Source organism: Paenibacillus vortex V453 (assembly GCF_000193415.1).
Classification (GTDB): Bacteria; Bacillota; Bacilli; order Paenibacillales; family Paenibacillaceae; genus Paenibacillus_AQ; species Paenibacillus_AQ glucanolyticus.
The window spans coordinates 28,320-45,453 of record NZ_ADHJ01000014.1 but is presented as its reverse complement, the minus strand read 5'-3'; the positions used below and the strand labels follow the sequence as shown (position 1 = coordinate 45,453).

Below are 17,134 nucleotides of genomic sequence, written 5' to 3'. Positions count from 1 at the left end.
ACTGCTCATGTGGCAGCCGGTCCAGGTGAGAATTAATTTTGTTCCAATGCGTTGGTTACTTTAATCTTCCCGGCGATAATATCGTCGGAGATCACCTTGAGCTGGTCCACGATGTCTTGTCCAATGAATGGATTGAGCGGTGTTTTGCTCTCATGGGTAACGTAAGTGAGACCTACGCCGCCTTCTTTCAGACCATAATCACGAATGTCGAATGAGTAGTTGCCTTCCGAGAAGTCTTTAACTGTTTCGTACACAACAGCGTCTGTGCCTTTCAATTGAGCAAGCACAACGTGCTCAGGATCCGTGCCCGTGTTATCCGTATCTTGTCCGGAAGCGTAGAAGCCTTTTTCCTTTGCGGCTTCAAACACGCCGAGGTCACCGACAGCAGAGAGGCCAGCAACGAAATCGGCACCCTTGGAATTCTGGAGGAGTGCGAGTTCCTTCGCTTTAGCCGGGTCTGTAAATCCGCCGACATAGTTAACAAATATTTCAACGTTAGGGTTTACCGATTTTGCGCCTTCGGCAAAGCCGGTCATATATTTATGCATAATAGGAATGTCGTCTGCAACCACGTTGCCAACCTTGTTTGTCTTCGTAGCCAGTCCAGCTGCTGCACCCAGCAGATAAGCTGCTTCATGTTCACGGAATACAACGCTGCGGACATTCGGCAAATCTACCACTGTATCGATAATGGCGAAAGGCACATCCGGATTCTCCGGTGCAACCTTCTTCAGTGCATCTTCCATCTGGAAGGTAGAAGTAATGATCAGATCATATTTCTCGGCAACGGCCGTACGCTAGGTTTTGCTCGATCGAGGCCGGGTCAGTCGATTCAATCGTCTTCACTTCAACGTTGAAATCGGTAGCCGCTTTTTTCAACCCTTCATCCATTAATGCAAAGAAAGGATTAACACCGATCTTCTCAGGAAGTACAAGTGCAATGCGTTTCTTATCTTGAGATCCTTCTGAACCGCCATTCGCTGCACCAGTGTCAGTAGACTTATCATCGTTGCCGCAAGCTGCAAGCAATCCAACGGATAATACGAGTGTTAATAGAATTGACCATGTCTTTTTCATTTCCTGACCTTATCCTCCTAAGTTGAGCACTTTTTATACTATTATCCTATGGTATAGACAAGCAGATGTCAAAACAAAAATTTTAGCGTTTTATGTAGTTTAATGTGTTTTTTAGCAAAAATTTGGTGGAAAACTGCGTATATCACAGAACATTACCTTATCAAAATGTCGAGAATGTTCGGAAATTGCCAACATTTGATCAACACTTTCTGGCGGAAATTCCAGATGAAAACGCAATATTTTCTAATTATGTCATGTTATATGATGCTGCACACAAAAATCCATAGGGACAGAAAAAAGGACGCCTCACGGCATCCCCTTCAAACATGATTCCAGCCTATCCATCAATCAACCCTGCCGCCTTCAGTAACCGCTGCAGCATCACCGCCGCTTCACCCCGGGACAACTTCTGCAATGGCATTAACCTTGCGGCATCTCCTTGCACAATCCCTTGTTTCACTAGTGCAGCAGCTGCTGGCTTTACTCTTGCGGATAGTTCGTCATGATCCTGATATGATGACAGAACGAATACGGCTTCGTTTTCATCCACAACACGATTTAAACCAGTCAACTCCATAACCCTCGCCATCACCACCATGGCCTCCTGACGTGTGATGGCTTGATCCGGACGGAAACTGCCGTCCTCATATCCTTGAAGCAGGTCATATCGTGAAGCTAATGCAAGCACACCGCTATACCAGGCGTCTGAGCTGACATCCTTAAAGGCGGAAAGCTCCTGCCCCTCCTGCAAACCGAGTGCTCTCACCATCATGGCTGCAAACTCCGCACGGCTTACTTGGGCATTCGGGGCGAAGGACTGTACGACCACTTCAGTCTGATCCATGCTCGTGGTGTCCTTGCCGCTCCCCCGTCCGTTAAGGATCATGCGCGAGGCAAGGTCATTCACCGCATCACCGGACCAATGATGCTGAACATCAGCGAAACGGATTTCATTGAATATGAAGGCAAACGTTCCAGTTACGAAACTGTGCAGAACGACCTCAAGACTTCCATCCTTCTTCATTTCCAATCTTGTCGGAATAGGGATAAATTCTCCACTTTCACTCACCCTAACAGCCGTTGTTATAGGATTCTGCATCCCTAACGGCAAAGAAATCCGATGCTCCATATATTGCTTATGCTGCTCTAACCGCAAGGGAAAATCATTGGCTGTAGCAGTTATGTCAAAATCAACAGGGGAACCGACAAGTCTAGTGCCAGCTTGCTCAGCAGTCTGTTGAATAAACCTTAATTTCGCAGCATCGCTGGCCGCTATCGTTACATAAACCAAGATTTGATCAGCTGCAAGTGTTCTGTCAAATCCCCTCGGAGCTCTCCAGCGGGTTGAAGATACCTCCTCAGCAGGAAGATGGAAGGTTCCTAGAGATGAACGGATTTCAATCGCTCCCTGCTTAGCTTTAAGCTGGTCCATTGCCGTTCCGCTTAATTCCAGGGAGATATGATCCGCTGGTTGTGCAAGAGCGATGATGATCACCGGATTGTATTCCACAGTCTTTAAACGGGCTTCCAGCTTGGCCGTATCCAGCTTCATCGATACGACGGTATGTCCTTCTGCCTCATGGAACAAGCCTGTAACCATCCCTTCCTGAATTTTATTGTTCAGTGTAACCCTGACATTCACTCGGTTAGATTCAACAGGAACGGATGAACCTGTGGAAGCAGCCCCTGATCCTGTGCTTCCCGGTGATGAACCTCCCCCCGGAGTTCCCGGACCGCCTCCTTCACCAGGTTCGATAGGTGTACCCCCGCCACCAGGCTCCTCGGGTGTAGTCCCTCCTCCCGAGGAAGGTGCGCGCGTTACATGTATAACGTATTTATGATGTTGACCCGAAGGTGCCGTCACGGCAAGTTCGATCCGGCTGTTCCCTACGGCAAGAGGAATATCCTGGCTCTCTTGACCGGAGATGATATCGATCGGTCCTGCTTCCAATCCTCCAGTTTCTCCATAAACACTCGCCGTTACCACTACGTTGGCATCATAGACCAGTGCAGTCACCGTGAGGCGATCTGTCTTGTTGCCTACCTGAGCCGTGTAGTCATTGTGAAATCTGCTAAACGCAGGGCTCAAATTCACTGCTTCCACGGAAGAATTCAGCGTTAATTCTTGCAGCGTGGTATCGTACACCGGAGTTGTCAGCTCCTTGGCCGTGAAGCTCCATGTATCCTCTCCTTGAATCCCCCCATAACTACCTTCCCGAGTCGGCTGCCTGTAAAAGCCCCTGGCTCAATCTCGACGTAATAACTTCTGCCATAATCGAAGTTCAGTCAACGGATTGATGACCACCGTGTTTCCAATAACCGAAACCCTGTCCGTATCGCCAACATCGATACGTTCTGCAATATGCTGATCAGAGGTGTCTCTAAGCAGAATCGATCTACCGGATACCGCCGTTACTTCTTCATTGAATGTAACCGTCAAGGTTTCATTCATCTCAACCCCTGCAGATTGATGAGCCGGTGCATACGACACGGCCTCAAGTTTCACAGGATCGGGATTCTTATTCCATTTGGCATAGAGCCTGATGTTCTCTGTACCAAATACGAGCTTGCTGCCGACAGGATAATCGATTCCGTTTCCGTCAGCCTGCGTATTCCAACCATCAAACGAATAACCGTCCTTCGTCAGCTGACCAGTATTATCCTGTATGTCAGCTTCGTCTCCTCTGGCAAACAGCTCTCCGCTTATCGGAACATTCCCTGCCATGTTTTCGTTGCCATCGTAGGTTAGTGTATATATTTGCGGCCATTTCGTGGCAACCTTCAGCATATTGTAGGCGCTTTTATTCCCTACAGCGTCCTTCACAATTACGTTAAAATAATAGTCCGAACCTTCGTTAAGACGGTCTGCCACTACTTTGAGCTGACCAGCGGCATAACTCCCTATCGGTATTCCATTCCGCTCGATTTGGCTGACAGTTCCGATATTCGGACTGTGGGATGCATATAATAAATACTGCAATTCATCCTGCTCGGTTAAATTATCCGAGGCTCCTAGCCACTCGATCCCGATGGAATCCACCGTTATAAGATAAGGACTTAACATTCCCCTGCCTGTATCCGGCGCCGTTGTATCCAGCACGGCCTTTGTTAATGCAGGTGCATTTCTGTCGTTCCTTGTCCCATCTCCGATTTGACCCGAGCTGTTCAGACCCCATCCCCAAACTCTGCCGTCCTTTTTTAAGGCTGCGCTATGAAAGCCACCCCCCGCAATATCAAGAACATGTTCGATGCCCGTTAGTTGTTCCGGAGTTGTCCTGGAAGAGTTATGACCTAGGCCAAGCTGTCCCCGACTGTTGTCCCCCCAGCCCCATACGTTGCCCTCTTGGTCCAGCGCCAGGCTGTGGTGCCCGCCCCCGGCTATTGCCTTAATATGTTGGAGGTTTCTGACTTTCACCGGAATGGTTCGATTCGTCCGGGTACCATCCCCAAGCGTGCCATACATATTGATTCCCCATGCCCATACCGTTCCATCCTGTTTAATGGCTAAGCTATGGGAACCTCCTGCCGTGATGGCAATGACATCGCTCAAGCCGGAAACCTGAACCGGAGTATGCTTATCAACAATCGTGCCATCACCCAACTCGCCGTTTCCATTCGCTCCCCATGCCCATATGGTGCCATCCGATTTTAACGCAAGACTGTAGTACCCTCCCGCTGCAATCGCTGTAACATCGCTTAATCCGATAACAAGGACCGGCGAGTTTTGTTGGACTGTCGTTCCGTTTCCGAGCTCACCGTTGTCATTTTTTCCCCAAGTCCACACTGTCCCGTTCTCCGTGAGAGCCATGCTGTGATAGCCCAGGCCTCCCGAGATTGCCTTTATTCCGCTTAACCCGCTTACTGGCGTCGGAACATTCTTATCCGCTGTCGTTCCGATCCCGAGCTGCCCATTCTCATTCGATCCCCAAGTCCATACCGTCCCATCGCTCCGGAGCGCCATGGTACTGCGAACTCCGGTGTGAATATCCATTACATCATTCAAACCTCTTGCCTGCACCGGTGTATTCCGAGCATTCCATGCAGCATCCCCTATCTGCCCTCTGTCACCCTGCCCCCATACATACACATCACCGCTGCTAACGAGCGAAGCCGTATGATAGTACCCGGCAACCAGCTTTGGAGCTGCAGCAGATGCAGCTGCAAAAGCTGGTGGGGACCCATACATCAGGTTCAACTGCATCAGCAGCAGTGCTATACATAGCAGGATTTTTCCTGAACGTCTTCTCATAATCTCCTCCTTCATTTAATCGGCACCTATCAGCCATACTCTCAAGTGGGACCTCGGCACCAAGTATGCTATCAAATAAATGGAAGCGAAACGATTGACAAACGTTAACTTTTCATCATTTTTTTCTATATAATCTAGTTATCTCGACTCAATTCCCTAATAAAAGAGTTCGTATATTGCGAGGGTATCCTATGAATCTACCGATCAATTCACCTATTCTGAAAATGAAAATCAGCGTTCCCGGACTTAGGGAGCATCTGGTTCCCCGAGATCGGCTGCTGCATAATATGACGGCCGGCCAGCAAGGACATCTGACCACCGTTATCGCGCCGGCCGGATATGGCAAATCCACACTTCTGGCGCAGTGGGCTCATGCAGTAAGCGAACGGTGCGCCTGGATGTCACTGGATGAACGGGATAACGATCCCGTCCGCTTTTGGAGGTACGTTACGGCCTCCATTGCTTCGGTTCTTCCGGAGCAGCAAGGGGAACGGCTTATGAACCATACGCAAATGCTGCCCGGCGTGTCGATTACAGCTTATCTGGATACGCTGATCAGCGACTTGTATGAGTGGAGTGAAACTCTTCATCTCATTCTGGAAGATTTGCACAGCATTTACTATACGCCAATCCATGAAGGGCTTTCGTACTTGATTGATTACCTCCCTGGGCATATTCATTTATTGATTTCATCCCGTACGGATCTGCCGTTCTCCACCGTTAAGCGGTGGGCTGATCACAAGATCAACCACATCGGAACGGATCAGCTGCAATTCACCTCCGATGAGACAAAGCGCTTTTTCCGCCATGCCTCAGACAGCAGTTATCCCAAGCCAAATTCGATGCAATTGCAAACGTTGCTGGACCGAACCGAGGGCTGGATTACCGGGCTACAGCTCGTTGCTCTTTCCCTTCGCTCAGGCAGCAGGTTAGAACCTTTCATGGAGGAGATCAAAGGCGATCAATTTCATGTCTCGAGTTATTTATTTCAGGAAGTGGTAGGGAAATTGCCTTCCGAGGTGTTTCGCTTTCTGCTCCAGACCGCCGTCCTTTCCCGATTGAACGTCCAAGTCTGCGATGCCGTAACCGATTCGGATAACAGCCGATCTATGCTGGAAGAATTGCGGAAGCAGAATCTGTTCCTTGTGCCACTGGATGAACAACATACCTGGTTTCGCTATCATCATCTGTTCTCGCAATTTTTGCAGGACCTGCTACAGCGTGAGTGTGACGGGGAATATGTTAAACGTCATCGACTCGCAGGCCAATATTACGCCTCCATCGGCTCCACAGATGAAGCCATCGACCATATGTTTGCAGCGCAGGATATCGAGTCTGCGGTGGGCTTGCTGGAGCAGCATGCGCAAACCGTGCTTGAGCGAGGGGAGCTTACCACCTTGCAGCAATGGTTTGATCGCGTCCCGACAAGCTTCCCAGTCACGCTGGAAACGTCATTATTGCATACCTTTGTTGTCGTTCTGATGGGGGATCTTGAACGCTCTGGGCGTATGCTCGCGAACATCGAGGAAGCGTGCAGCAACCTCCCATCATCTAGCCGGCGAGAGCAGCTCCGAAGCAGCATGCTGTTTGTGCGGTCCAATCTTGTTTTTTTGAACGGGGATTTTGCCGAATGGTTTGCTTTCAGTGAGGGCATCCTTGACAATCTTACGCCCGACAATCCGATCTACTATCAGTTTGATTATAATCGGCAGGAGCCTTACGTAAGGCGCACCTCGCTTGGTATGAAGGGCGCTCTTTCCGCGGATACAGAAAAGATTGCGCATTTGTTTACCGGGGTACTGGAAGCCCATGGCTGGGATCATTCGCTCATGAATTTATATGTAAAGATGTCATTATGTGAAGGTTACTATGAGTGGAATCGCCTAGCGGAATGTCGCCAGCTGCTGATGCAGCTCCGAAAAGCCCCTCCTTCCCAAAAAACAATGGGTTTGTTCATACCTCTGCATATTACCGAAGCAAGACTGTATGCTGCCGAGGGTAAACTTCATCTTGCCCATCATGTTTTGGATGAAGCATGGGACGCAGCCAGCTGCAGAAAGGAGAGCTCGTGGCTATCTTCACTGAGAACCGTGCGCAGCTTGATTTATGTTCGGGAAGGACGTATAACCGATGCCCGAAAAGAACTCGCCGTTCTCCCCATTTCAATCAAAGATCGACCGACCTACAGCCGGGAACCTGAATATTTGGCGCTTGTCCGCCTGTTAGGCAAACAGCGCAAAGAAACTGAGGCGCTGCACCTTCTGGAGCTGTTAAAGCCCCAGGCAGAGCGTGAGTTGCAAATATCCAGCATCATGGAAATCACATGCCTGCAAGCCTTGCTGGAGTACCAGCGTGGTCAACGCAAGCAGTCTCTTCAACTTCTTCGTGAAGCACTGCGTTTAGGTGCACAGAACGGTTATGTCCGCACCTTCCTTGACGAAGGAGCGGACATGTATCAACTGTTGATGCGTTATACTTCCCACCCAGCGCAAGAAGAGGACGTGGATATGGGGCTCATTCAGACACATCATTATGCGAGAATGCTTATGGAACGTTTTCCCAATCATGTCAAGGCAGATCCCCCCCATATTACCTCGTCTCAATCGGCTCTACCAGAACAGCTGAATCGAAATGAGAAGAATTTACTGCGGCTTATTATGCAAGGTGCTGCCAACAAGCAGATGGCCGCTGCACTCGGCCTGTCCGAAGGGACGATCCGGGTATATTTATCCAGATTATACGATAAGCTCGGTGTTACCTCCCGTACACAGGCACTGGTAAGAGCCCAGTCATTAAACCTGCTGGACGATTAAATCGGACTGTAACAAAAAAGGAATCCCCCTCAGTCGAACCGGGGATTCCTTTTTTGGTCTATGCAAATCAATCAGCAAATGATCTCCTCACGAACTGAAGGATCGTATCCATTTGAAACGATTGACCTTCACGATAGCCACAAAGCATTTCAGGATCTGATCAGACTTCAGACAGATGAATATGGCGAGTGGCGACAGATTGAACACAAACGCGCACAGTGCCGAAGATGGCAGTACAATGAGCCACATAAAGATTAAATCGTTGTACAGCACAAAGCGGGTGTCTCCGCCGCTTCGCACAATGCCTGTCAAAGCCGGCATCTGATAGGCCGTTCCGACTACGGTGATGGACAATACCGTCATGAAATGCAGTGCGAGTGTTTGGGCTTCATCGGAAATGGAGTACAGACCCAGCACGAGATCCTTGATGATAAACAGCACAGCTCCCGTCACTAAACCCAGGAGGATATACAGGATCTGCAGCGTTTTGGCATAGGATATGATTTTGTCCATCCTGCCTTCGCCGATCGTTTTTCCAATGATTACAGCCGTTGCACTGGCGGAAGCGTAGATGATGACGGTCACCATCTGAAAGATCGTTGTGGCGATACTGTTTGCTGCGATGGCCGATTCCCCCATATGCCCGAGAATGGCCGTCTGTGCCGCCATCGCAAGGCCCCAGATCGTGTTGGACATCAGGATTGGGGATCCGACCCGGATATACTGTTTGAAGAGTCCCATATCGAACTGCAGGAAATCCTGCAGCTTCAACCAAATTTTACGGTCAAATCGCTTAATATAAATGATGACGATGATGCATTCAATGATTCGCGCTGTCAGCGTTGCAATGGCCGATCCGGCCACACCAAGCTCCGGAAATCCCAAATATCCGTATATGAGGATATAGTTCAGGCAAATGTTGATGATCAGCGTGGATAAGGATACCACGAAACCGATTTTTACCGTCTCCACGCTCCGCAAGGAGGCCAGCAGGGAGCTGGTAATGGCAAAGAAGATATACGAGAAACAGATGATTTTTAAATATTCCACGCCGGCAGCAATCACATTCTCTTCCTTCGTAAACAAGGACAGCACCTCATGCGGGAAAAAGAAAACAATCACCCATAACACAACGCTGAGGAGTATGGCCATGCGCATTCCGATGCTTGCCGCTTTTTTGATCAAGCCTAAATCCTTGGCTCCCCAGAATCTGGACGACATGATGACCAGCCCCTCACATACCCCCATAACCAGCATGTGCAGCAGGAATTGGATCTGATTTGCGAGGGCAACACCCGATAAAGCCGATTCACTATACCCTCCCAGCATGACGTTGTCTGACAAGTTCACACCGACTGATATCAGGTTCTGCATCCCGATCACAAGCGTCAGCCAGAAAAAGCTTTTGTAAAATCCCTTCTCGCGAACAAATAAACTCATGTCAGCTAACCCTTCTTCGTCTATAAGATGATTATCCTCTAATATATATGAATCTACGGAAATGAACAGAACAAATTGAAACACACCACCATTTCCATAGAATAACAGATTAATAGGATCAAAAACATAATAACATTATAATGTTTTTGGCATGGAAAACTAGTCTTCAAGTCGGAGTACACTATGAATCCGCGTATCGGTGGTTCGACGGTATCCCCATTCATTCCACAGCAAATCCCCTGCCAATCGATACATCTCCCTCCGCCCGATTGAGCACGTCAGCATCTTAAGTGTTCATTGATCGTAAACTCGTGGGATTTCCTGACTATGTACAAAACGACATACCGTATATATGATGGCAATGTAATCCATCCCAATGATAAAGAGGAGAATGTGTATGACCCTGTGGAAGTATCCGTTATCCGGCAAAACCATCCAGCGAAGTATGATTGCAGCCCTGAGTCGCAACACTCCTCATGACGCCGCTTCATGCCTTTGCAGCCGATGAAACGCCTCAGGCCGCAGCATCACCCGCGACTCTGAACGTCAGCCTCGAATCCAGCACATCTGGCACCTCAGCTCCTGCACAAGTCAGTCAGTCTCAGAGCAGCTCTCTTGCAGTCGGCGAGCACCGACTGATCAGCCGCAAGGAAATCGTTCAGAACTGGGATGATCTCGACCCGGATTATACCCCGGAGAAAGCTATCGAAGCGGTTAAAGCGCTCCTCTCGAAAGAAGATTTCGAAGCGCTGTTCCCATACCGGCTCGGCTCAGAGGAATGGTATAAGATCGCCAAGGGCAAAGAATACTACAAAGCCGATCAGAAGGATTATTTCTCATACGACAATCTCATACATGCGGTAGCGGAAGTGTCCAATCTGAAGATCAAGATCCGCACGCGGCAAGGAACACCTTCTGCCCAAGAGATTTATAGATTGGACAAGGACGGCCGGGTAGAAACACTTGTGGTGCGTTCAGCAGATTTTAACTCAGCCAGCAACCGGAACAAAACAATTGAAACCGTTATCATTGACGGCGGAACGTTCCTGAAGGAAGGATTCAAGAAGGACCGCAAGCGTGAACTTGCCGCCTTCCTCGCTAACCTGTCCCACGAGACAGGCGGAGGCTGGGCGACCGCTCCGGGAGGTCCTCTGCGTTGGGGGCTGTTCTGGAATGAAAACATCGCCGGCCGGACAGGTGTCAACCAGGATGCCTTCGTTGATCCGGCAAGCGCTGAGCTGTACCCCGGAACACCGGACAAGCGTTATTACGGCCGCGGACCGATCATGCTGAGCTGGAACTTCAACTATGGCCTGTTCAGCTCTATTATTTACGGAGACAAAAGCGTGCTTCTGGACAATCCGGAGATCGTTGCCGCCGATGGCAAAATTGGCTACATGACTGCTATCCTGTTCTGGATGACACCGCAGAACCCGAAGCCATCTGCTCATGATGTCATGGTCGGCAGATGGAAGCCTTCCCCGCTGGAGAAGTTCAGGGGCTTGGGAGATCCGGGCTTCGGCACAACGGTTATGGTCTTGAACGGTCTGGAAGCGAACCTTGGAGAAACCGAAGGAAGTCCGGTACAGCGGCGGGCCGGCCATTACCGCGACATTACAAACCGCATGGGCGTAGATATTACAGGAGAGAAAGTAGACACGTTAGGCATGAAACCATTCTAATGAAGAAACGGGTGCAATGGATGGGGCCGGGCTAAGCTAACTCATGTTAAATAATCGCCCTCTGGCTAGCGGATGACAGACCCTATCTGTTTCCATTCTGCCAAGAGGGCGATTATGGCTGTTTCAGATGATATCATACCAGCCGCTGGGAGATGGCTAAACGCTGTGTTTTGGGCAGGCTCTTCAACACCAAATCATACGAATGATCAATCATATCGTGTACATCCGCTTCCGTGAGGGAGCCATCGATGGCTACCGTGTTCCAATGTTTCTTGTTCAGGTGATATCCAGGTTGTACTGCTTCATGCTGTTCACGCAAATTCTCAGCGATCACGGGATCACATTTCAGGGAGATATGACTGACCTTCTCTTCCGTTATCGTAATCAGGGCAAACATTTTGCCGCCGACCTTCATCACAAGCGGAAGCGGTCCAAACGGATAGTCCTCGGCTGCAGCTTTCTTCGAAAGACAATAGGTTATAAGCGGGTCTCGCACGGAACATTCACTCCTTCATGACAGATCTACCTGATTATAGTAGATGATGTTCCCCTATTCAATTCCGAATCCTATTTTGTTCATGCTCCGTTCATATAACTCTTGTATACTTGGGACTGATTCTTTATGCAAGGGGGAATATCTCATATTGAACTACGGCAAATGGCTGATGCGAATTGCGGCCATCTATACACTCATCGGCGCTTTAATCGGAGCGGATATGGCAGGAAGAAGCAGCTACAGCATGGTTGCAGGCCATGCCCACATCCTGGTGGTAGGCTGGTTGACCTTGTTTGCCTACGGCATGTTTTACTACGTGTTTCGGGAGAAACTCAGTATGAAAAAAACGGCTGCACTGCACTTCTGGACCAGCCTCCTGGGAGGCGGGATCATGCCCCTGGGCATGTTGATGTATTATCAGATGCAGAATACGGCTACACTGCTGGCTTTTATCATTCCAGCTTCCATACTGCTTGTCGCAGCAGTTTTATTTATCATCTTGTTGTTTTTCGATAAAAAATTGTTCTCAGGCAGATAGCTTGATTCAAGGCCATCGTGGAGGCTCGCTCTACTTTTTCGGCATATGCTGAACAAAAAAAGAGAGGTGAGCCTCTTAACTATGAAATATAAAAGCAGCACCATCAAGAGCAAATGGAAGAAAACGCAATGGTTGCTTGAAGATTCCTATTTCCGAAAATATGTACCGGTCACTCTGACGTTTAACAAAAAAAACCTGTCCACCATGCTGGGCGACTATTCCAACGTCTACTTCAAGCCAACCGGCGGATCAGGCGGCAATAACATTATTCGGATCCGCAAAACCGACGGAGGCTACCAAACTCAGCTTAACACCAAAAAAACCACGTATTCGAGTTCTTCCGAATTGTATCGGGAGTTGAACCGCTTTGCCGGTAAACGTCCCTATCTGCTCCAAAAAGGAATTCGGTTAGCCAAAAGCAAAGGCAAGCCATTCGATATCCGGGTCATGGTACAGAAGACAAGTCAGGGAAAATGGGTCAGCACCGTCCTGTTCACGAAAATCGGCAGCCCGGGCAAGGTAGCCACCAATTATAACCAGGGAGGCAGCATTGGCACCTTCCATAAAACGATGAGTGGTGCAGGATTTAATTCTGCCTTTATCCAGAAGGCAGAATCTGAGCTGAAGGAGATAGGCGTTGCCACTGGTTATAACTTTGACCGGCATTACCGCGGTTTCAAAGAACTGGGTCTCGATGTGGCCATCGATTCCAGCGGCAGACCTTGGATTCTGGAGGTTAATACCCGCCCCCAAGTGTATCCGCTCAAGAATTTAAAGGACCGAAGCTTGTACAAACGCGTCTTGTCTTACGGTAAGCAGTATGGGCGGTTTAAGTAGCATTTGATCTACACATTAAAAAAACGCGAGCCGCAGGATGGGCTTGCGTTTTTTTTGCACATAAATGGTATACAGGAAACGGCGAGCAGGAGAAATGAAGAAGTCCATCGAATCCCTTCTCTTGAAACTATGCTTGAGAGGAGAATTTCCATCCATGCTGCATCCCCCCCGTCGATGTGGATCTGTGATTGCACGTATCGCAGCTGCTGTGATGCTGATCACAAGCCTTGCACTAACCGGCGCTTGGCCAGGAAACGTTGAACTATCCGCCAGCACAATCGAAACTTCCAGCCTCACTTCATATTCCCGGGATCAATACGAAGCGCTCGCCTACTTGAATGAGGTTCGAGCTAAAGCCGGACTGCCTGCTGTCACCTTAAATGACCGGATCACCGAAGCTGCTGAGCTTCATGCCCGTTACTTCAATATAAATAAGGTGGCACCCAATCTGAGCGCCCATAACGAAAAGACTGGACTTCCCGGCTATCGCGGAACCCGTATCCGAGATAGACTAGCGGCCGCAGGTTATGTGTCCCCCTCGAAGCAGGGGTATGCATCAGGCGAAGTCATGCATTTTCGCCAGAAGAGCAGTCTGAACGCCATGAAGGGCTGGCTGGATACCGCATACCACCGTCAAATGGTTCTGAGTCCAAACTTTCAGGAGATCGGGATCGCTCTCGTTGGCGGCACGGCTGTCGTGAACCTGGCAGGCAGCACAACATCGCCCATCGCTGGCGGCCTCGCCATCTATCCTTACGACGGTATGCAGAATACCGGAATTGGATTTTACGGGTTTGAGACGCCTAATCCCTTGGTCCAATTTGACGTGGAACATTCAGGCTATATCATTTCAGCGACGGCTGCAGGTCCGATCGATAAGTTTGAGGCCGCCATTACGGATGAGGAGGGTGCCCTCCTTCATTTTTACGAAGAGATATCCAGAGACACCCTGTTCCTGTTCCCCAAGGAAATATTGCGAGGACTCCACACCTATACAGTTTCGGTAAAATATCGGTTAGAAGGCACACAAGCGTGGCACAGCCGCACTTGGTCTTTTACAACGGGAACGGGCAGCGGATCGTAAAGCTACGCTTCCTTGCTCACTTGCAGATCACGCCATACTTTCTTGTTGCTGTATTGTTTCTCCATACTGATATCTTGTCCGAACCACGCCGGAGGCACAAAGCCGTCTGCCGCTTCCATAGAAGGAAACTCCACTTCAAGCACAAGCATCTGGATCTGTGCGTAATCATCGATTTCAATTAAGGTATTGTCCCATCTGGCGGTTACTCTTCGCTTGGTCAGTGGAACCGCTCCAAACGCCTGCACCACCTGCTCATACAGCCCCTCCGAAATGGCGTATTCTATCTCTTCGCGGGCAATGCCCCAGCCCTTCTTGAACGTATGGGTGAACTCTAGCCGGCCGGACTTCAAATCTTGTATTTTGCGTACCCTGAGCTCCTGATCACCGTCCAGTGCCAAATACGTCTGCTCGATGAACTGCTCTTTCTCAACCACGAGTATTCCTTCCTGAATCAAGGCATCGGGATATGCCGGCAAAAGGTATTTGCGTTCTATTTCTATAGCCATAATCGTAATATCCTCCAATCGTTATTCCAATCAGCTAATTTCATTATAAGGATCGATCATCCCAGGGGGCAAACCAAAAACGATAGAAGGCATCCGCAAGGATACCATTCTATCGCTTCTCATGATTAACGTATCATTTTCTTATAAGACTTGATGGTCTGCGTATGCATGCCTTCATGATACATGCTGAACGCAAGGAGCTCGCCCACGGTTTGGAACGTCAGTGGACCGATGGTCAGCGGATGTGCTGGAGACTGGTCCAGACGATTCGAGAAGGTTTCGCGAATACGCGCGGTTTGTTCTTGCAAAAGCGCTACCAGTTCGGATAACGCAGGCGGCTCAGTGGTCCAATCCGCAGGCTTGGTACCGGTTGCGAACCATGCCTCGAAGCCTTCCGGCATTTGTACAGGCTCACCAGCCGTTGCAAAAGCGAACTGTTCATGCACGGTGTAGATATGTCCGAGGTTCCAGCGAATATTGTTCGTGAATCCCTCCGGAATGATATTGGCCTCTTGCTCCGTTACATTTTCTACCGTTTTGATCGTTCCGCCTCTAGCAAAATCCAATTGATTGAAAATAGCTTCATTCATATTATAATAACCCCTTCCTATTGGTACGTAACTATACTAACGTAGTATTCTCCCTATCGCAAGGAGCCTCAGGAGATTTCCCGCAGCCTTTTGAAGGTAGACACAAAACAGTGCCGTGCTGTACATGATTAGACGTAATAAAGCCTGGAGCTTGAATGATCAATTCATTCAAAATCCAGGCTTGGGATAACTTAACAAAGATAAAATTAGGCTACTCTGGCGATAATGCGATGACTCTCGAGAACTACTCTTGCATCCTCCGTGGCAGGACGATAGCCCTTCTCCAGCATTTCTTTAATATAAATTTTGTTGTACACAAAGGAGAATACGATTCCACTGATCCAAGCTCCGATTCCCAACGTAAAAGAACCGAAAACGGCGGAAAGAATAAACATGATAACAGCCCACTTCAGATCGCCGCGAAACAAAGCCGGGAAAAAGGCAAAAAACAGAGTTGTCCAGCTAAAACCAACCTTCACTTGCTTGGTAACTCCAGCATCATTTTTCAAATAGATCTTCATGATTCACACCCCAACGATTAGTGAAAAAAGAAGTCGTTCTCCAAATCTATGTAGTTCTTATGTAGTATCCCCCATGGCGCAACCGAATCTTTTTTCCTATGACTATATTACCATTTGATGGTATGGAAGTTAATCATTTTTTTGATAATGTCGAAAAAAGATGTAGAATCTTACATAAATATCATTCTTCCACACCTGATCCATTTGGACCGCTCCCGTGAAAATGTTTATACTATAGTAAATCTGTACATAAAGGAGTCGATCAAGATGAACTACTGCCGTCTCGGAAGCAGCGGACTCAAGGTTTCGAAGCTCGGCCTGGGCACGAATGCTTTTGGCAAAAGGGCCGATCAAGAGACTTCGACACGCATTATCGACCATGCACTGGACCATGGCATCAATTTCATCGATACCGCCAACATTTATGCGGGCTCTGAATCGGAACGAATCATCGGACAAGCACTGTCCGGCAAGCGTCATAACGTCGTATTGGCTACGAAGGCAGGACTTGTGAATGGCCAGGGACCCAATGAGCGGGGCTCCTCCCGTTATCATCTGCTGCAAGAGCTTGAGAACAGCCTTAAGCGGCTGAAGACGGATTATGTGGACCTGTATCAGATTCATACCTTTGACCCCCATACTCCTCTTGAGGAAACCTTGCGCACGCTGGATGACCTGATGTCGTCGGGAAAAGTGAGATATATCGGCGCCTCCAACTATGCAGCTTGGGAAATTATGAAGGCGCTTGGCATCAGCGAGCTTAAAGGATATGCCCGGTATGTGTCCACCCAGACGAGTTACTCTCTCGCGGACCGAACACCGGAACTGGAGCTGGTCCCCCTCTGTCTGGATCAGGGCGTTGGCATCATTCCGTATTTCCCTCTGGCTGGCGGTATTCTTACCGGCAAATACAGCCAAGGCAGCAGCACGCCTTCCGGCTCCCGTGCCGAGACCGATCCGAACTTCAATCGCTTCCTGGAAGATCACAATCTAAAGCTCGGTCAGCAAGTCAGTCAGCTCGCCGCAGAGCACGGTCAATCCCCAAGCGCTCTTTCCCTTGCCTGGCTGATGAATCGCCCTGCGGTGTCCACGGTCATTGTCGGCGCTACGAAAACCGAGCAGCTGGATGATAATCTGAAGAGTCTGGAAATCGAGATCGATGAGACACTAGGTTCGAGCCTGGACGAAGTCAGCAACGGCTTTGTGTATGCCAAGCCATTTGCAACGTATCGACTGGGTTAAACTAAACCACGCCAAAAAAAAGCCGCTCAACGAATGGTTGAGCGGCTTTCCATTTCAAG

At 49.1% G+C, this 17,134-nt stretch carries 13 protein-coding genes and 1 pseudogene; 6 read left to right on the top strand and 8 right to left on the bottom strand.

Annotated features, from left to right (window positions below):
* Nucleotides 1-32 precede the first annotated feature (32 nt).
* The 3 genes and pseudogenes from PVOR_RS07160 to PVOR_RS31470 all read right to left on the bottom strand — a co-directional run bounded on the left by PVOR_RS07160 (nucleotide 33) and on the right by PVOR_RS31470 (nucleotide 5,326).
* Nucleotides 33-1,077, bottom strand: a pseudogene (locus tag PVOR_RS07160) (BMP family protein).
* Nucleotides 1,078-1,414: 337 nt separating this feature from the next.
* Nucleotides 1,415-3,223: an S-layer homology domain-containing protein gene (locus PVOR_RS31475; RefSeq protein WP_006208467.1), complete on the bottom strand. Its 1,809-nt coding sequence runs from the start codon at nucleotides 3,221-3,223 to the stop codon at nucleotides 1,415-1,417.
* Between the two features lie 99 nt (nucleotides 3,224-3,322).
* On the bottom strand, nucleotides 3,323-5,326 hold the full coding sequence (locus PVOR_RS31470; protein ID WP_006208466.1) for an RCC1 domain-containing protein: 2,004 nt from the start codon (nucleotides 5,324-5,326) through the stop codon (nucleotides 3,323-3,325).
* Nucleotides 5,327-5,517: 191 nt separating this feature from the next.
* Here PVOR_RS31470 and PVOR_RS07145 point away from each other — a divergent pair, with 191 nt between their 5' ends.
* Nucleotides 5,518-8,139, top strand: a complete 2,622-nt coding sequence (locus PVOR_RS07145; RefSeq protein ID WP_006208465.1) for a LuxR C-terminal-related transcriptional regulator — start codon at nucleotides 5,518-5,520, stop codon at nucleotides 8,137-8,139.
* An 87-nt stretch (nucleotides 8,140-8,226) separates the two neighbouring features.
* Here PVOR_RS07145 and PVOR_RS07140 read toward each other — a convergent pair whose 3' ends face one another.
* Nucleotides 8,227-9,579 (bottom strand): MATE family efflux transporter, encoded by a 1,353-nt coding sequence (locus PVOR_RS07140; RefSeq protein ID WP_006208464.1) that lies wholly within the window; start codon nucleotides 9,577-9,579, stop codon nucleotides 8,227-8,229.
* A gap of 476 nt (nucleotides 9,580-10,055) precedes the next feature.
* Here PVOR_RS07140 and PVOR_RS07135 point away from each other — a divergent pair, with 476 nt between their 5' ends.
* Entirely contained in the window at nucleotides 10,056-11,261 is a 1,206-nt protein-coding gene (locus tag PVOR_RS07135; RefSeq protein ID WP_006208462.1) for a chitinase, read from the top strand.
* Nucleotides 11,262-11,394: 133 nt separating this feature from the next.
* Here the strand turns inward: PVOR_RS07135 and PVOR_RS07130 are convergent, their stop codons facing one another.
* On the bottom strand, nucleotides 11,395-11,757 hold the full coding sequence (locus tag PVOR_RS07130; RefSeq protein WP_006208461.1) for an MmcQ/YjbR family DNA-binding protein: 363 nt from the start codon (nucleotides 11,755-11,757) through the stop codon (nucleotides 11,395-11,397).
* A 148-nt stretch (nucleotides 11,758-11,905) separates the two neighbouring features.
* On the opposite strand from PVOR_RS07130, the gene PVOR_RS07125 reads away from it, so the two are divergent.
* The 3 genes from PVOR_RS07125 to PVOR_RS07115 all read left to right on the top strand — a co-directional run bounded on the left by PVOR_RS07125 (nucleotide 11,906) and on the right by PVOR_RS07115 (nucleotide 14,216).
* The gene (locus tag PVOR_RS07125) at nucleotides 11,906-12,295 is read left to right on the top strand and encodes a hypothetical protein (RefSeq protein ID WP_006208460.1); all 390 of its coding nucleotides are present in this window, start codon (nucleotides 11,906-11,908) and stop codon (nucleotides 12,293-12,295) included.
* Nucleotides 12,296-12,376: 81 nt separating this feature from the next.
* On the top strand, nucleotides 12,377-13,132 hold the full coding sequence (locus tag PVOR_RS07120) for a YheC/YheD family protein (RefSeq protein WP_006208459.1): 756 nt from the start codon (nucleotides 12,377-12,379) through the stop codon (nucleotides 13,130-13,132).
* Between the two features lie 154 nt (nucleotides 13,133-13,286).
* The gene (locus PVOR_RS07115) at nucleotides 13,287-14,216 is read left to right on the top strand and encodes a CAP domain-containing protein (RefSeq protein ID WP_006208457.1); all 930 of its coding nucleotides are present in this window, start codon (nucleotides 13,287-13,289) and stop codon (nucleotides 14,214-14,216) included.
* 2 nt (nucleotides 14,217-14,218) lie between these two features.
* Here PVOR_RS07115 and PVOR_RS07110 read toward each other — a convergent pair whose 3' ends face one another.
* From PVOR_RS07110 to PVOR_RS07100, 3 genes are all read right to left on the bottom strand, one after another.
* Nucleotides 14,219-14,722, bottom strand: coding sequence for a CYTH domain-containing protein (locus tag PVOR_RS07110; RefSeq protein WP_006208456.1), 504 nt, complete (start codon nucleotides 14,720-14,722; stop codon nucleotides 14,219-14,221).
* A gap of 125 nt (nucleotides 14,723-14,847) precedes the next feature.
* Nucleotides 14,848-15,312, bottom strand: coding sequence for a DinB family protein (locus PVOR_RS07105; RefSeq protein ID WP_006208455.1), 465 nt, complete (start codon nucleotides 15,310-15,312; stop codon nucleotides 14,848-14,850).
* Nucleotides 15,313-15,518: 206 nt separating this feature from the next.
* On the bottom strand, nucleotides 15,519-15,833 hold the full coding sequence (locus PVOR_RS07100; protein WP_006208454.1) for a hypothetical protein: 315 nt from the start codon (nucleotides 15,831-15,833) through the stop codon (nucleotides 15,519-15,521).
* A 267-nt stretch (nucleotides 15,834-16,100) separates the two neighbouring features.
* Between PVOR_RS07100 and PVOR_RS07095 the strand changes: the two genes are divergently transcribed.
* Nucleotides 16,101-17,075, top strand: coding sequence for an aldo/keto reductase (locus tag PVOR_RS07095; RefSeq protein WP_006208453.1), 975 nt, complete (start codon nucleotides 16,101-16,103; stop codon nucleotides 17,073-17,075).
* Nucleotides 17,076-17,134: the final 59 nt, after the last annotated feature.

Coding starts and splice junctions, on each gene's coding strand:
- PVOR_RS07105 (WP_006208455.1), bottom strand. CDS start 15,312: ATGAATGAAGCTATTTTCAATCAATTGGATTTTGCTAGAGGCGGAACG.
- PVOR_RS07100 (WP_006208454.1), bottom strand. CDS start 15,833: ATGAAGATCTATTTGAAAAATGATGCTGGAGTTACCAAGCAAGTGAAG.
- PVOR_RS07110 (WP_006208456.1), bottom strand. CDS start 14,722: ATGGCTATAGAAATAGAACGCAAATACCTTTTGCCGGCATATCCCGAT.
- PVOR_RS31470 (WP_006208466.1), bottom strand. CDS start 5,326: ATGAGAAGACGTTCAGGAAAAATCCTGCTATGTATAGCACTGCTGCTG.
- PVOR_RS07140 (WP_006208464.1), bottom strand. CDS start 9,579: ATGAGTTTATTTGTTCGCGAGAAGGGATTTTACAAAAGCTTTTTCTGG.
- PVOR_RS07115 (WP_006208457.1), top strand. CDS start 13,287: ATGCTGCATCCCCCCCGTCGATGTGGATCTGTGATTGCACGTATCGCA.
- PVOR_RS07145 (WP_006208465.1), top strand. CDS start 5,518: ATGAATCTACCGATCAATTCACCTATTCTGAAAATGAAAATCAGCGTT.
- PVOR_RS07095 (WP_006208453.1), top strand. CDS start 16,101: ATGAACTACTGCCGTCTCGGAAGCAGCGGACTCAAGGTTTCGAAGCTC.
- PVOR_RS07120 (WP_006208459.1), top strand. CDS start 12,377: ATGAAATATAAAAGCAGCACCATCAAGAGCAAATGGAAGAAAACGCAA.
- PVOR_RS07135 (WP_006208462.1), top strand. CDS start 10,056: ATGACGCCGCTTCATGCCTTTGCAGCCGATGAAACGCCTCAGGCCGCA.